13 protein-coding genes are annotated in these 15,578 nt (G+C 52.9%); 8 read left to right on the top strand and 5 right to left on the bottom strand.

Annotated features, from left to right (window positions below):
• Positions 1-14: 14 nt before the first annotated feature.
• Positions 15-965, top strand: coding sequence for an acetyl-CoA carboxylase carboxyltransferase subunit alpha (locus G8770_RS01040; protein ID WP_167180846.1), 951 nt, complete (start codon positions 15-17; stop codon positions 963-965).
• A gap of 264 nt (positions 966-1,229) precedes the next feature.
• On the opposite strand, the gene G8770_RS01035 is transcribed toward G8770_RS01040, so the two are convergent.
• The 3 genes from G8770_RS01035 to G8770_RS01025 all read right to left on the bottom strand — a co-directional run bounded on the left by G8770_RS01035 (position 1,230) and on the right by G8770_RS01025 (position 2,204).
• The gene (locus G8770_RS01035; protein ID WP_425049692.1) at positions 1,230-1,451 is read right to left on the bottom strand and encodes a DUF3820 family protein; all 222 of its coding nucleotides are present in this window, start codon (positions 1,449-1,451) and stop codon (positions 1,230-1,232) included.
• Between the two features lie 67 nt (positions 1,452-1,518).
• On the bottom strand, positions 1,519-1,842 hold the full coding sequence (gene yciH / locus G8770_RS01030; RefSeq protein WP_167180844.1) for a stress response translation initiation inhibitor YciH: 324 nt from the start codon (positions 1,840-1,842) through the stop codon (positions 1,519-1,521).
• A gap of 50 nt (positions 1,843-1,892) precedes the next feature.
• Complete coding sequence (locus G8770_RS01025; RefSeq protein WP_167180842.1) at positions 1,893-2,204, bottom strand: hypothetical protein; 312 nt, start codon at positions 2,202-2,204, stop codon at positions 1,893-1,895.
• Between the two features lie 289 nt (positions 2,205-2,493).
• On the opposite strand from G8770_RS01025, the gene G8770_RS01020 reads away from it, so the two are divergent.
• On the top strand, positions 2,494-3,306 hold the full coding sequence (locus G8770_RS01020) for an ion transporter (protein WP_167180840.1): 813 nt from the start codon (positions 2,494-2,496) through the stop codon (positions 3,304-3,306).
• 140 nt (positions 3,307-3,446) lie between these two features.
• Here the strand turns inward: G8770_RS01020 and G8770_RS01015 are convergent, their stop codons facing one another.
• Complete coding sequence (locus G8770_RS01015; RefSeq protein WP_167180838.1) at positions 3,447-4,352, bottom strand: UDP-2,3-diacylglucosamine diphosphatase; 906 nt, start codon at positions 4,350-4,352, stop codon at positions 3,447-3,449.
• A gap of 93 nt (positions 4,353-4,445) precedes the next feature.
• On the opposite strand from G8770_RS01015, the gene G8770_RS01010 reads away from it, so the two are divergent.
• Both G8770_RS01010 and G8770_RS01005 read left to right on the top strand, forming a co-directional pair.
• A complete protein-coding gene (locus tag G8770_RS01010) occupies positions 4,446-5,696 on the top strand; it encodes a serine hydrolase domain-containing protein (RefSeq protein ID WP_167180836.1) in 1,251 nt (416 codons plus the stop codon).
• A gap of 93 nt (positions 5,697-5,789) precedes the next feature.
• Positions 5,790-6,035 carry a SlyX family protein gene (locus tag G8770_RS01005; protein ID WP_167180834.1) on the top strand — a complete coding sequence of 82 codons (246 nt, stop codon included), beginning with the start codon at positions 5,790-5,792 and terminating at the stop codon, positions 6,033-6,035.
• 6 nt (positions 6,036-6,041) lie between these two features.
• On the opposite strand, the gene G8770_RS01000 is transcribed toward G8770_RS01005, so the two are convergent.
• Positions 6,042-7,490, bottom strand: coding sequence for a M48 family metalloprotease (locus tag G8770_RS01000; RefSeq protein ID WP_167180832.1), 1,449 nt, complete (start codon positions 7,488-7,490; stop codon positions 6,042-6,044).
• Positions 7,491-7,929: 439 nt separating this feature from the next.
• On the opposite strand from G8770_RS01000, the gene G8770_RS00995 reads away from it, so the two are divergent.
• The 4 genes from G8770_RS00995 (at position 7,930) to aceE (ending at position 15,567) form a co-directional block, all read left to right on the top strand.
• Positions 7,930-8,151 (top strand): sulfurtransferase TusA family protein, encoded by a 222-nt coding sequence (locus G8770_RS00995; RefSeq protein WP_167180830.1) that lies wholly within the window; start codon positions 7,930-7,932, stop codon positions 8,149-8,151.
• Positions 8,152-8,340: 189 nt separating this feature from the next.
• Positions 8,341-9,426: an AI-2E family transporter gene (locus G8770_RS00990; RefSeq protein WP_167180828.1), complete on the top strand. Its 1,086-nt coding sequence runs from the start codon at positions 8,341-8,343 to the stop codon at positions 9,424-9,426.
• Positions 9,427-9,596: 170 nt separating this feature from the next.
• Positions 9,597-12,428: an insulinase family protein gene (locus G8770_RS00985; RefSeq protein WP_167180826.1), complete on the top strand. Its 2,832-nt coding sequence runs from the start codon at positions 9,597-9,599 to the stop codon at positions 12,426-12,428.
• A gap of 490 nt (positions 12,429-12,918) precedes the next feature.
• Positions 12,919-15,567, top strand: a complete 2,649-nt coding sequence (aceE, locus tag G8770_RS00980) for a pyruvate dehydrogenase (acetyl-transferring), homodimeric type (protein WP_167181367.1) — start codon at positions 12,919-12,921, stop codon at positions 15,565-15,567.
• The last annotated feature ends 11 nt before the right edge of the window (positions 15,568-15,578 follow it).

Here is a 15,578-nt window from a genome sequence, read left to right as displayed (position 1 = left end):
ACCTATTGGTAGTTATGAACCCAAATTTCCTCACATTTGAACAGCCTATTGCTGACCTGGAAGCCAAGATTGAAGAGCTGCAGTTGGTGGGAAGTGATAACGATCTCAACATTGCAGAAGAAATTTCCAAGCTGCGAGAAAAGAGTATCAAGCTCACCGAGAGCATTTACTCAAACTTGACTCCATGGCAGGTGGTGCAGGTAGCTCGTCACCCTCAGCGTCCTTACACTCAGGATTACATCAAGAGAATGTTCACTGACTGGGATGAGCTGCACGGAGATCGTCACTTTGGTGATGATAAAGCCATCATTGGTGGCGTCGGCCGTCTGGATGGCAAGCCTGTGATGGTGATCGGCGAAGAAAAAGGCCGCAGTGTGCCCGATAAGGTTTCTCGTAACTTTGGGATGCCTAAGCCGGAAGGCTATCGTAAAGCTCTTCGCCTGATGGAAATGGCTGAACGTTTCAAAATGCCGGTTCTGACCTTGATCGACACTCCGGGGGCATATCCGGGTATCGACAGTGAAGAGCGTGGCATCAGCGAAGCCATTGCGCAGAACCTGGCGGTGATGTCTCGTTTAAGAACGCCTATCATTTGTACGGTGATTGGCGAAGGCTCTTCCGGTGGTGCGCTGGCGATTGGTGTCGGTGACCATTTGAACATGCTGCAATACTCCACTTATTTTGTGATTTCACCCGAAGGTTGCGCCAATATTATCTGGAAGACCGTGGATAAAGCCCCACTGGCTGCTGAGGCCATGGGGGTAACTTCGGACAATCTGGAGCGCCTGGGCATCGTGGATGAAACCATTGCCGAGCCTCTCGGCGGTGCTCATCGAGATATTGACGCCATAGCGAGCAAGCTGCAGGGGCGTTTGATTGAGCAGGTTGACCGCCTGTCAGCAGAGCCTATAGAGCAGCTGCTGGAGCGACGTTACCAGCGTCTGATGAGCTACGGCAACCCCTGATTTGTCTGACAATGGTTACCGCTTTTATCTTTGTTGTGGATGGAGTGGTAATCGGTCGAGACCAAAGTGGAGCGGCTCGATCAGGTTGGCTGAGACTGGCAATCGCGTTCGACTGGACTGTCTGGAGTCGATCGGATTAGTATAGAGAAGGCTCGAAACTTCGGTTTCGGGCCTTTTTTGTGATCGCAATAAGGGGCGTTTTGTGGGTCGCCTGGAAGCCGCCTGGTTTCTGGTCACCAATATTTCAGGTCGTTGCTATGGGTTTTAAGGGCGCAGTGGATCCAGCAGAGGTTCAAGGCCATTGACCTTGATAGTGTGTAGCAACGCCAGCTGTTGTCCGAGTTTGCCTGCCGGGAAGCCTTCACGTTCAAACCAGAGTACATAAGCTTCCGGCAGATCCGCCAATAAGCGCCCCTGGTATTTGCCAAATGGCATTTTGTGGGTGACAAGGCTTTTCAGCAGTTGCTGTTCTTCCGTCAGGTCCAAAGGTTTTTGCTCCTGTGTCTGGGGTCAGGTCCGAGACCGCCCCTCGATGATTGGCTGGCGGCCAATCTCAACCGCCGGCTATTTTGACGCTAAGTCCCTGCTTTTCCAGCAGCGCTTTCAGCTTTTCGCGATCATCGGTCTGTATCTCGATAACGCCATCTTTGATGGCTCCTCCGACACCGCATTGTTGTTTGAGCTTTTTGGCCAAGGCTTTGAGCTCGGCTTCTTTCAGGCCCAGGCCAGTGATCAGCGTCACACCTTTGCCTTTTCGGCCTTTGGTTTCCCTCAGCAACCGAACAATACCGTCACCGCTATCAACGGCTTTTTCTGCGGTGGCTTCTTTCACCCGCCCCTGGTCGGTGGAGTAAACCAGGCGTGTGTTCTTACTCATGAGGAGCTTCCTTGTGGCTTTATCGGCCCGCCATAGCGGCTAAACTTCGGTCAGGCTTTGTGGAGTTTTTGAGTCGCCACGCCGGCGATCACGAGCATAGCCCCAGTGGCAAAAGCCAGTCTGCTATCGATAAAGCTGACATCCCACAGGTGAAACAGCGGGGCGAGAATGGCGGCAATCAAGATGCCCACCGAGATCAGGGTCTCAGACAATTCCGGCAATACCGCGGATTGACCGCAATGGGGACAGGGGAATGGTTTGCGATGGAGGAAGGTTTTCAGCTGGCCATGACGTTTTAACAGAGGCTTATCAATGGGTTGCTGGCAATGAGGGCAGCGTAACGGTTTAATCAGTAGTGCCACATTGTGCTCCTGTTAAAGGATAAACGGGTGGTGGGTAAGGACCGGCATTTTATCCCAGCCAGCTAGCGTCTTCCAGTCGAGAGACGCTTGCGACAGGGAGCTGATGACAGCTATGGCCCTGTTTTGGCTTTAGAGCCAATCCCGCTTGTTCAGAAGAGTTTGGTCTAAATGGTCCGGAGCGCTCATAATGACAAGCTATGATTGGTTGAGTTTGGCCATATTCACACCAGTGCGAATACAATGACAACTTGCCCACGCGGTGGGCAGGGATCAGGAATTAGAGGCAATTATGGAGCTTTCTCCAACACGGCAAAAACTCTATACGATTATTTTTGGGACCGGCACGCCCGCAGGCAAGCGCTTCGATATGGTGCTGATTTACCTGATTGCGATCAGCGTCCTGGCGATGATTTTAGAGTCAGTATCAGTGATTGAAGGGCGCTATGGGGTCTGGCTGAATGCCGTGGAGTGGGGGTTTACGGGTATTTTTACCTTGGAATATCTGGTGCGTATTTATTGCTCGCCGCATCCCTTGCGCTACATGCGCAGTTTTTATGGCCTGGTGGATCTGTTGGCAATATTGCCGTCGTATCTGGGATTGTTTTTGGCGGGTATGAATTACCTGCTGATTATCCGTCTGCTGCGTGTGCTGCGCATTTTTCGAATTTTAAAGTTGGTTCGCTATCTCTCTGAGGCGAATATTTTGATGCGCGCGATGGTCATGTCGCGACGTAAAATATTAATTTTCTTTTCTGCGGTGCTGGTGCTATCCACCATCTTTGGCTCATTGATGTTTTTGGTGGAAGGGCCTGAAAATGGTTTCACCAGTATTCCGAAAAGTATTTATTGGACCATCGTGACCATCACCACGGTGGGGTATGGGGATATTACACCACAGACTGTCATTGGGCAGTTCATCGCCGCGGCCGCGATGCTCACGGGTTATTCCATCATTGCGGTGCCTACCGGTATTCTCACTGCAGAGCTGGCCACCGAGATGCAGCGCGAGCGCACGTCCCGTCGCTGTGAGGATTGTCACAGCAGTGGGCACGAAAGTGATGCGCTCTACTGCCGATACTGTGGCACCCCGCTGTCGGATTAAGCACGATTAACCGTTTCTGGCGCAATCACAAGATGGATAGCGCTTGCGGATACCGCGTTATGCCACTTATCGCTTTAGTTGGGTGTGAATGTTTGGTTGTGAAATGGGTGTTGTGGTTAATTTAAGCGGCATGTTGGCTGTCAGCCGGGGATGATGAGGGCCGGGATTTTAGGGTCATTCTTCGGCGCAGCGTCATTCGAATCCAGATCTGGCGGTGTGGGCGCAGAGCCGCTCAGGCGTGCGGCAACGGATTGGGGAAAAGGCCTGGCTGGCTCAGCTTTATTATCCTGCCCATCGGTCAATGAATCAGAGCTGCCCGTGCGCCAGTTGATCAAATGAATCGTGCCATCGGCATTTTCGGCCAATGCGGTACAGGATTCCACCCAGTCGCCGGTGTTGTAGTAATCGATGTCACCTATGCGTTTAGATGCCGCATGGTGAATGTGGCCGCAGACTACGCCATCAAAACCTTGTTTGGCAGCCGCGTGAGCGACGCCCTGTTCGTATTCCTGGATGTACATTTGAGCCTGCGGAAGGTGTGTTTTCAGGAAGCTGGCCAGCGACCAGTAACCGTGCCCGTATTTGGCTCTCAGCGAGTTGTAACCGCGGTTCAGTGCCATTAACAGAGTGTGTCCCTTATTGCCCAGAAAGCGCAGCCAGTGATGGCAGCGCGTTACGCTGTCAAATTGGTCGCCGTGAATGACCAGCAGTTTTCGGCCATCAGCGGTGGTGTGTATGACGCGATTGTAGAGGTTGATGTTGTCAAAACGGTTGTTGGCAAAGCGACGTAAAAATTCATCGTGATTGCCGGTGATGTAATCGATTGCGACACCTTTTTTGGACAGGTTGAGCAGGCGTCGAATCACCCGGGTAAATTCTTTCTTCCAATAAATGCCGGACTGCATTTTCCAGCCATCGATGATGTCGCCCACCAGATACAATTTTTGCGCGTGATGGTGTTTCAGAAAGTCGTTCAACAGCTCGGCCTGGCAGTCTTTGGTGCCGAGGTGAACGTCCGAGATCCACAGGGTTCGATAGGTTTTCATTGTCTGTGTGCCTTGTTTGACAGTAGATTATGACAATAAAAATGAGTCTCCAGCACGGCTGTGACAGGGTTGTGACACCGCGATGACCAATGGATGAACGTGCCGTGGCGATTAAGTGACAGGCTGAAAGGGGGGCATTTCCTGTATGATGTGCACTTTAAAAGTCAGGGGGTGAAGGCCGTGTTGATTGAAGGCAGCGTTAGTCTCGGTTTTGAGGGTGTGAAGCAGGCGTTTACTGAGCTGTTTACGGATTACCACGAAGTGGGAGCCGCAGTTTCACTGGTGCACCGAGGGGTAACTGTCGTTGATTTATGGGCGGGCAGCCGCGATAAGGCGGAGGCTCAGCCTTGGCGTCAGGATACTCGCTCGAATGTTTTTTCTGCCAGTAAAGCCGTTGTCGCCATCGCCATTTTGCAGTTGGTGGAGAAGAGGCTGCTGTCCCTGGAGCAGCCCGTTGCTGATCTATGGCCGGAATTTGCTCAAAACGGCAAGCAGGACATTACCGTGCGGCAGGTGTTGACTCACCGTTCCGGGGTGAATGCTTTCCAGGGGAAAGTGCCTGACACTGCTATTTACGATTGGTCAATGGCGACGGGTTTGATTGCTCAGGAATCTCCCTGGTGGGAACCGGGCTCCGAGCAAGGTTATTCGCCCATTCTCTTTGGCTGGATTTTGGGGGAGCTGGTCTGCAGGGTGAGCGGCTGCAACAGTTTTAATGATTATGTTGCGCAGAATATTGCCCGGCCGCTGGGGTTGGGCTGGAAGTTTGGCTTGTCCTCTGGTGAGCTGGCGGGCATTGCCGATATGGCACCTTTGAAAGTGCCCAAGTCTGCGGCCGTTAACAACGTCAAAAGCGGCAGCCTGTTGACGAATGCTATTTTGGGAAACCCTCAGGGTGTGACAGCGAAAGCCTTTGCTAATCCCCCCTCGCTCATGATTGGAACCAATGGGGTGCCCTGGCGCCAGGCCCAAATTCCTGCGGCGAATGGCCATGCTTCGGCTGCGGACCTGGCGATTTTTTACGGTGCACTGGCTGACTTGGACGACGAGCGCTTGCTCACGGCCGAAGCCCGCTCATGGTGCTGGGAAGAGCAGACGCAGGGGCAGGATAATGTGCTGCATTGTCCGCTGAGTCTGAGTTTGGGGTTTATGCGGCTATTGCCTCGCAACATACAGTCAGAACGCTTTTTCTGTCACCCCGGTGCCGGTGGCAGTCTGGGGTACGCTGACGCCAGTGAGGGCTTCGGTTTTGGCTATGCCACCCGCGCCATGGGGCAAAGTATTACCCTGGATGACCGTGCTGATCATCTATTACAGGCGGTCTACGCCGCGGTAAGGGACTGATCCAGGGGGAGATTGACCCTGGGCAGTTGACGACGAGGTTGCGCAGTCGAGTGTTGCGTTGCCCATAAACTGTTTGAACGATGAGATAATGAAATGTGCAGCGATAACTATGACGTTGACCAGAAAGTGCTGAATGACCGAATTGAAGAGTTGGAAACCCGGCTGGCTTTTCACGAAGACACGCTGCAATCGCTGGATAAGGTGATTGCCGAACAGGATAGGCTGTTGGCTCGCCAACAGCTGCAGCTGCAAATGTTGGCGGAAAAGCTCAAATCCATGGATTTGAGCGCGGACGAACTTCCTGGGCCGGCGGTGGATGAAAGGCCGCCTCATTATTAAGGGTTGTCAGAGATTGCTGTCGCTTTGCATTTTTGCGACCTGTTTCAGTTTTTCTTCCAGCAGGGCGGTTTTGTGATAGCTGCCCCGGGACAGTTTGAGCGCATTTCTGAGTTGTATCTGAGCCTTGTCGAAGACACCGTTTAGGATAAAGTATTCGGCCCGGGCTTCGTGTACACCCAGTATGTTACCCGCCAGTCCATGTACCTCAGCCAGTAAATACCAGACAGAGTCGTCCTTGGGGCGACGACGCACATGTTTTTCCAGAACTTCTTCGCTGCGGGCATAGTTTCCAGACTTCATCAGTAGCTCGGCGTAACGCACATTGTAGGCGTGATGGTCGGGATTTTGGGACAGTTGCTGCTCCAGTAAGGCCTGCGCTTTTTCGTAATTGTGCTCCGCGGCGTAAATGTTCGCCTCGGCAATGATGTAGGCATCTTTATCCGGATGACTTTGCAACAGTGGTTGTAGCGTTGCCCGTGCGCGATCGAGTTGTGAGGCTTCCGTCAGCGCTAATACCAGGCCGTAGCGGCTGGCCTCGGCGGAGAGGCTTTCGCCGCTGAGCTCACTGCTGAAGCGCTTGACCGAATCCTGGGGTGTCTGGTCATGCTGCAGCTGAATCCGGGCACGCATTAAATAAAAATCCAGATCAACCGGGTATTGCTGGCGAGGGTATTTATTGGCGCGGTTGAGAGCATCGGCGATGCGGCTTTCGGTGACCGGGTGAGTCAGTAAAAACTCCGGCGGGCGCCGGCTGTAGCGAGTGGCTTTGAGCATGCGTTCGAACATGGCGGGCACGGCGTAGGGGTCTTCACCGGCCGCAACCATGGTCTGCATGCCTATGCGGTCCGCTTCCTGTTCGTTCTGTCGGCTGAAGCGCAGTTGTGAGTCTAAAGCCGCTGCCTGAGTGGCGGTGAGTGCGGCAATGCCCGCATCCCCGCCGGCGGTCGCGGCTAACACCAGGCTGGCGAGCATGGCGGCCATCATCGGGATGCTGTTTTTTTGCTGCATCTCCACACCGCGGGCAAAATGGCGTTGGCTCAAGTGGGCCAGTTCGTGTGAAAGGACCGAGGCCAGTTGTGCCTCAGACTCCGCGTACAAGAACAAGCCCGTGTGGACGCCGACTACACCACCCGGCACAGCAAAGGCGTTCATGGTTGGGTTCTTGACCACAATCAATTCCAGACGGCGGTCGTTCAGTTGGCTGCTTTGAGCCAGTCGCCCCAGAAGTTGTTCGATGTAGGTGTGCAGCAAGGGGTCTGAAGAAGTGGGAACCCGGCTGCGATATAATCTCAGCCAGGTCTGGCCAAGCTCATATTCCTGTTGCGGTGAGACCACTGCCGAGCTGGCGTCTCCCAGCTCGGGCAGGTTGTAGCTTTCTGCAAGGCTATCACTGGTAAACAACGGTGAGATGACAGCACTTGAAAGGGCGACGGCACTGAGCAAATTACGGCCCATGGCTTTGAGCGTCTTGCTTCTGTGAGTAGCTGGGTGTTTGGTGGTCAGTGTTAACACGTCTTTGAATACCTTTTAGTACCGTTGAATAGTACCTTTGAATCTTGGGGTAACTCTAGCGCAGTTGGCTTACGCTCACCAGTGCTTATCACAACGGGTCGGCACGGGACAAAGCTGTCTTTCAGGCGTTGTAAGCGACCACTGTCGCGGGGCGGGGTGTACCGTTTGGCGGTGCGCCATATCGCCCTTGGGAAGGATAAGGCTTGTGATCAGGCGTCGTCTTAGACATTATTGCTGCTCCGTTCACTTTGAGTGGTTTGAGGATGTCGCTGGGGCTGTTTCATGACATCTGGTAATATTCAGACTGCGAAACCGCTGAAAAAATCCTTCCGGGCCCTGCGGTCCAGAAGTAAGTATCCGCTAATTATGTGAGCTAGAGATAATGCAGGAAGTCGATGCGCGGGGGCTGTCGTGCCCGCTGCCGTTATTAAAGGCCAAGCAGGCGTTGAATCAAATTCAGCCAGGGGAAACCATTAAGGTCCTGGCAACCGATGCCGGATCGGTGCGTGATTTTAAGACCTTTACCGAGTTAAGTGGTCATGAAATGTTGGAAAGCAGCCAGCACAATGGCTGTTATTGCTACGTTATCAAGAAGACCGGGTGAGAGTGATTAAACCGGGTCCTGGTTATCAAGCCCGGGCATAGGAATTTACAAGGCCGGGCTATTAAATGCTGTGTTGTAACAGCGAGAGTAAAATCAGTCACCGTCCGTTGGTCAGGTGAACCCCCAGTAGTATTTAGAGCGTTAACGTGCCTGTGAGCAATGTTTTTACAGGCCAAAGGAGAAGGGTGCGTGTTAAAGATTGTCAGAGGCTGGTTTGATCGGTATTTCGGTGAGGAAGAAGCTGTATTGTTGGCGTTCCTGCTGATTGCCAGTCTTGTCATTATATTGACACTGGGCTCGGTACTGGCCCCAGCCATTACGGCGCTGATCATTGCCTTTCTTTTGCAGGGGTTGGTGGATCGCCTCAAACAGTGGAAGGTGCCGCACTGGGTGGCGGTCAGTATTGCCACCTGCCTGTTGTTGGCTGCCCTGGGGGTGTTTTTTCTTTATCTGATGCCGGTTGTCTGGCAGCAGACAGCCCGCTTGGTGGCTGAGATCCCCCGCATGTTGACCGAGGGGCAGCAGTTACTGCTGTTGTTGCCCGAGCAGTACCCACAGCTGATATCTGAGCAGCAGGTTCAGCAATTGATGGCTTCGGCGGGAAGGGAGCTGGGAGCGATCGGGCAGAATGTGCTGACCTATTCGGTTGCCAATTTACCGTTGGTTGCCGGTATTTTTATCTACGTTATTCTGGTGCCGATATTGGTGTTTTTCTTTCTGAAGGACAGCGAGCAGATATTGTGTTGGATCACCAGTTATCTGCCTAACCGCAGGCCGATGATGAGTCAGATATGGCATGAAATGAATGACCAGGTCGCCAACTATGTGCGTGGTAAGGTGATTGAAATTCTGGTCGTCGGTATTACCTCTTACATTGCCTTTATTATGCTGGGGTTGAACTATGCTTTGTTATTGGGTTTGGCGGTCGGTTTATCGGTGTTGATTCCCTATATCGGGGCGGCGGTGGTCACCATTCCGGTTTTGTTGATAGGCTTGTTTCAATGGGGGCCGGGCACCGAATTTTACTGGTTGTTTGCTGTCTACTGTGTCATCCAGGGTTTGGACGGTAATGTGTTGGTGCCCTTGCTGTTTTCAGAGGCGGTGAACCTCCACCCGGTGGCGATTATTCTAGCGGTATTGGTGTTTGGGGGGTTGTGGGGCTTCTGGGGGGTGTTTTTTGCGATCCCCTTGGCGACGTTGTTTAAGGCCATCCTCAACGCCTGGCCGGTTTCAGGTGATGCCATTGCTGTGCCGAAGGCAGAAAGTAAGGCCTAGCAAAAATAGCGATGAAATCGTCGGCGGAGTGTCTGTGGTGCTCTGTATGGCTCTTGGTCCAGGCAGTCCGTAAACCTTGAATCGGGCAGGATAAGCAGAATCCCGGGTTCAAGATTGTAGCATTGTGGTGGGGTATTCATGGATTGGCCCTACTGATAAAGGAGTAGCTCTTGCAGTTTTTGCGTGTGTATGGCGGTGTCCTACTGTTGTTGTTGGTTGTTGTTCCTGGCTTAAGCTGGGGGCAGGAGGTGGCGAAGAGCCCCAACGACGAGCGAGACTACCAATATCTGTCGCTGTCGAATCAGTTAAGGGTGCTGTTGATCTCTGACCCGAAAAGCGATAAAGCGTCGGCTGCCCTGGATGTCGACGTTGGCAGCGCCGATGATCCCCAGGACCGTCAGGGGCTGGCCCATTTCCTTGAGCATATGTTGTTTCTGGGGACCGAGAAATACCCGCTGCCGGGTGAATATCAATCCTTTATCAGTACCCATGGGGGTACTCATAATGCTTATACCAGCAGTGAGCACACAAACTATTTCTTTGATGTTGAACACACTTACCTGGATGAAGCTCTGGATCGCTTTGCCCAGTTTTTTGTGGCGCCATCGTTCACTGAAGAGTATGTAGATCGCGAGCGCAATGCCGTTCATTCCGAGTACAAGTCTAAAATAAAAAATCCTTATCGACGTGAGCTGGATGTGCTCGGTCAAATTGTCAGTTCGCGGCACCCCATGTCCAAATTCAGTGTCGGTAGTCTCGATACCTTGTCGAATACCGAAGAGGATCCAGTGCGTGAGGACTTATTGCAGTTTTATCAGGATTTTTATTCCGCCAGTAATATGACGTTGGTGGTGCTGGGCCGGGAGTCATTGCCACAGCTGCGTGAGATGGTGGAACAGCGATTCAGCCAGATACCGTCTCACGAAACCAAAAAGACCATCTCTGGCGAGAAATTGTTTACCGGCGATATTTTGCCAGCTCGTGTGAGCATCAAGCCGGTAAAGGAAGAGCGGCGGCTGGCCATGTTGTTTCCCATCCCGTCTGCCGAAAAGTATTACAAAGAAAAACCGCTGCAATACCTGGGTAGCTTGCTGGGACATGAAGGTGAAGGCAGTTTGTTGTCGTTACTGAAACAGCTGGGGTGGGCGGAAGGTTTGAGTGCGGGTTCCGGCTACGGCGGCCGCAACGAAAACACCTTTAATATCTCTATTCAATTAACCCCCGAGGGCCTGAAAAACCAGGAAAAGGTGGTGGCTACCACGTTCCGCATGATTCAGCTTATCCGCGAGAAAGGGGTGGAAGAGTGGCGTTTTGAAGAGCAGCAACGGCTGGCAGAAATCGCGTTTCGCTTTGCCGAAAAGGGGGAAGCTATTGATGTGACCAGCCGTTTGGCCAGTCAGATGCATCTCTACCCGGCCACAGACATTATCCGCGGGCGTTATGCCTTTGATGAATACAGCCCCAGGCTGATACGCCGTTATTTAAAATTGTTACGACCCGACAATTTCCTTTGGGTGGTGACCGCGCCCAGTGTTGAAACCAATCAAGTCAGTCCTTTTTACAGCACGCCTTATGCCATTGAGCAGTTGCGATACGAAGTGGCCAGCGTACCCAAGGCCGAGCTGGAAAAGCTGCATCTGCCGGAAAAAAACCGTTTCATTCCCCGCCATCTGACGGTTAAGGCATTGCCGTCCATGGAGAAGGTTACGAATGTGCCGGCGCTGATCAAAAAGTCGGAAGCCATTGATGTTTGGTTTAAGCAAGATAATCAATATAAGGTCCCTCGGGCGAGCATCAATATCAGAACCTATGCACCTCTGGTTGGGCAGTCTGCGAAAAATGCTGCCTTGGCTCATTTGTACGCGGCGTTGGTGAATGACTCTCTTAATGAGTATGCCTATCCGGCCATGCTGGCCGGACTGAACTTTAATGTCCGAGCCAACAGTCGCGGTTTTGATATCAGGGTGGGGGGCTATAATGATCGCCAGGGGGCCTTGCTGAACCGCATTCTGAACGCCATTGATCGTGGTCGCTTTAAGTCGGAGCGCTTCGACAGCCTGAAACAGGAATTGATTCGCAGCTGGCGCAATCAGAAGACATTAACGCCCTATGAACAGCTGTTTCAAAAATTACCGGCGTTGATGTTCTCACCGTTGTGGGATGAGTTGGAGTTGGCCGATGCGCTGGAATCCGTCAATCTTGCCGACCTCAGGCGTTTTGCCGCCAATTTGTGGCAAGGCAGTCATACTCAGGTGTTGCTGTTTGGCAATCTGTATCGTCAGGAAGCGTTGAAGCTGGCCACATTGATCGAGTATAAACTTTACGACCAGCCGGCAGAGGAAACCACGCCGCTGATGCCATCCGCCAGAGTGGTCAAGCTGCCGGTGGGGGCCTCACATTATCATTTACCGGTGAATCATCGGGACGTGGTGGCGGCACTGTATATTCAGGCGCAGGGTGATAGCGTGAAAGACCGTGCCAACATGATGTTGATGCGGCAAATGTTGAGCTCGTCATTTTTCCATCAGTTGCGTACCGAAAAACAATTGGGCTATATCGTATTTGTGACCAGCATGGGGCTGAAAGATGTGTCGGGCAATGTGTTCCTGGTGCAGTCGCCATCAACCCCCTTGGCCGATGTGGTAGGTGAAATTCAGCAGTATGTTGACGCCCAGGTGGGTAAAACCCCGGATTTTGCAAATTACCGCAAGGCGATTTTGGCACAGCTCAATGAAGCGCCGAAGAACATGGTGGAGCAGGCTGACCGCTACTGGTCTGAAATTATCGCCAATCATACGAACTTTGATCGGCGTTCGGAGTTGATTGCGGCCGTGAAAGCCCTCACGCCTGAAACGGTGTCTCAATACAGTCGGTCGGTGTTGGGGGCGCCCCGTGAATTGTGGTTAACGGCGGGGGCTGAGCCCGTAGAGATTGAATCAACCCGTGAGATTCCGAATTTGGAGGCGCTAAAGCTGGACTCAGACACCTACACTTACCCTTGAGCTCGCTGCCCCTTGGCCTGTTTGTCCGCAGGCGGTATAGCGGGAGCTGACGGCTGTGTCCGCGTCACCCCATTGCCTAAGAAGTCACTTAAGCTGGTCGTTTGCTTGAGTGTCCTTCACCCTCTCGGCCTGCCGGCCAGGCAGGCCGTCATCAGGCCGGAATTTCCCGCGGGTATTGCCTGCTCTGGCCAGCCTGTAAATCGTTATTATTACCATGTGGCGAAACTTTGGCAGCCTGTCTTGTAGTTATTCTACATTTGTTGAGTGTGAATTATCGTTAATTCTTAACGCTTTTTCCGCAATTGTGGGCTGGCTGGCGGTCTCCGTCTTGTAATTCCAATGGACTTTATGTAAAAATACTACAAATTTTTTGGAGGCCATGTAGGTGACCGGCGAGTGAATCGGTGCCTATACTCTAGTGACCCTCTTGGGGTGGCATTTTTGAGTTTGACAGACAGGATTAAGAATTATGAGTATTGAGGAAAATCGGGTGCAGGAGGATGTGGATTCCCTGGAGACTCGCGAGTGGTTAGACGCAATGCACTCAGTGATTCGCTATGGCGGCAAGGGCCGGGCAGCATTCTTGCTGAAGCAGTTGGCCGATCGGGCCACTGATGCGGGTGTGCAGCTGCCTGCAGCCATTACCACCCCTTACCGCAATACCATTCCGGTGACCTCAGAAAAGCGCATGCCTGGCGATCTGTTCATGGAGCGTCGTATTCGGTCTCTGATTCGTTGGAATGCTTTGGCGATGGTCATGCGCGCTAACGATAACAACGAGGGTCTGGGGGGGCATATTTCCTCATTCGCCTCTTCCGCGACCCTGTACGATGTGGGTTTTAACTATTTCTTCCGTGGCGGCGAGGGTGAGGAAGAAGGTGATCTGATTTATTTTCAGGGGCACTCGTCTCCGGGCATGTACGCGCGCTCCTATCTGGAAGGGCGTTTTAACGAAGAACAGCTGGACAGTTTCCGTCGCGAAGTCGATGGCGGCGGCCTGTCCTCTTACCCGCACCCCTGGCTGATGCCGGATTACTGGCAGTTCCCGACCGTTTCCATGGGGTTGGGTCCCATTCAGGCCATTTATCAGGCGCACGTGATGCGCTACATGTCAGCTCGTGGTCTGTCGCCACGGGGTGATCGTAAAGTTTGGGCTTTCCTTGGCGACGGTGAGTGTGATGAGCCAGAAAGCCTGGGCGCCATTTCCCTGGCCGGCCGTGAGCAGCTGGAAAACCTGATCTTTGTGGTGAACTGTAACTTGCAGCGCCTGGACGGGCCGGTACGTGGTAACGGCAAGATTATTCAGGAGCTGGAAGGGTCTTTCCGCGGCGCGGGCTGGAATGTGATCAAAGTGGTGTGGGGCCGTCATTGGGACGCCTTGCTGGAAAAAGACACCACGGGTCTGTTGCAAAAACGTATGGACGAAGTCTGTGACGGTGAATTGCAGAACTACAAAGCCAATGGCGGGGCCTATACCCGTGAGCATTTCTTCGGCAAATACCCTGAGTTGCTGGAGTTGGTGAAAGATCTCAGCGACGAAGACATCATGTACCTCAATCGCGGTGGCCACGACCCGTTTAAAGTCTACGCGGCTTACGCCGAGGCGGTGGCACACAAAGGGCAGCCAACGGTGATTCTGGCGCAGACCGTGAAAGGTTACGGTATGGGTGAAGCTGCTGAAGCGCAGAATGAAACCCACTCGGTGAAAAAGCTGGATCTGGAAAGCCTCAAGCGCTTCCGTGATCGTTTTGGCATTCCCATCTCGGACGACGAGTTAAAGAGCGTTCCTTACTATCGTCCGGCGCCTGACAGCCCTGAAATGGTGTATATGAACAAGCGCCGCAAAGAGCTGAATGGTTATCTGCCGGCTCGTAAAGCGGACTTTCCGGCGCTGAAAACTCCAGCTCTGGATGCCTTTAAAGCACAGATGAAGAGCAGCGGTGAGCGTGAAATTTCCACCACCATGGCGTTTGTGCGCTTGTTGTCGACGCTGGTAAAAGACAAAGCCATGGGTGAGCGCGTCGTGCCCATCGTACCGGATGAGGCTCGTACCTTTGGTATGGAGGGCATGTTCCGCCAGCTGGGTATTTACTCTTCAGCGGGTCAGCAGTACACCCCGCACGATCACGACCAGATCATGTTTTACAAAGAGAGTAAGCAGGGACAGATCCTCGAAGAGGGGATTAACGAAGCGGGTGCGATGTCGGCCTGGATTGCAGCGGCAACCGCCTACAGCAACAGCGCTTGTCCTCTGGTGCCGTTTTATGTGTATTACTCCATGTTTGGTTTTCAGCGCATTGGTGATCTGGCTTGGGCAGCTGGCGACAGCCAGGCGCGCGGTTTCCTGATCGGTGCCACGGCGGGTCGAACCACTCTGAACGGAGAAGGTTTGCAGCATCAGGATGGCCACAGCCACATTCTGGCCAACACCATCCCCAATTGTCGCACCTATGACCCGACTTACAGTTACGAATTGGCGGTGATTGTTCAGGATGGTATGAAGCGGATGTTCGGAGATAAAGAGAACTGCTTCTACTACATCACCACCATGAACGAAAACTACAAGCACCCTGAAATGCCGATTGGGGCAGAAGAGGGCATCATCAAGGGCATGTACCTGCTCAAAGAAGGTAAAGACGCTGACACGCGCGTACAGTTGATGGGGGCCGGTACCATCTTGCGTGAAGTGGAAGCTGCTGCTGAGATGCTGCGTGAAGACTACGGTATCGAATCGGATGTCTGGAGCATGACCAGTGTCAATGAGTTGACCCGTGAAGGTCAGACCTGTGCCCGTTACAACCTGCTGAACCCTGAAGCCGAAGAGAAACAGGCTTACGTGACGCAACAGCTGGCTGGCAGAAAAGGGCCGGTGATTGGTGCCACGGATTACATGAAGAACTACCTGGAACAGTTGCGGGCGTTTGTACCAGCGCGTTTCTCGGTGCTGGGTACCGATGGTTTTGGCCGCAGTGATACCCGCTCAAACCTGCGTCGTTACTTCGAAGTTGATCGTTATTTTGTGGTGCTGGCGTCACTGAAAGCACTGGTAGACGAAGGCGAGCTGAGTGCTTCTGTTGTCACTGAAGCAATGAAAAAGTACGGCATCACCGCCGATAAAGTTGATCCGTTGTACAACTAATTCGACCAGTT

This window comes from Pseudomaricurvus hydrocarbonicus, from assembly GCF_011602365.1.
Taxonomy (GTDB): Bacteria; Pseudomonadota; Gammaproteobacteria; order Pseudomonadales; family Cellvibrionaceae; genus Pseudomaricurvus; species Pseudomaricurvus hydrocarbonicus.
The sequence above is the reverse complement of the archived record's forward strand: the minus strand, read 5'-3'. Positions and strand labels throughout refer to the sequence as shown.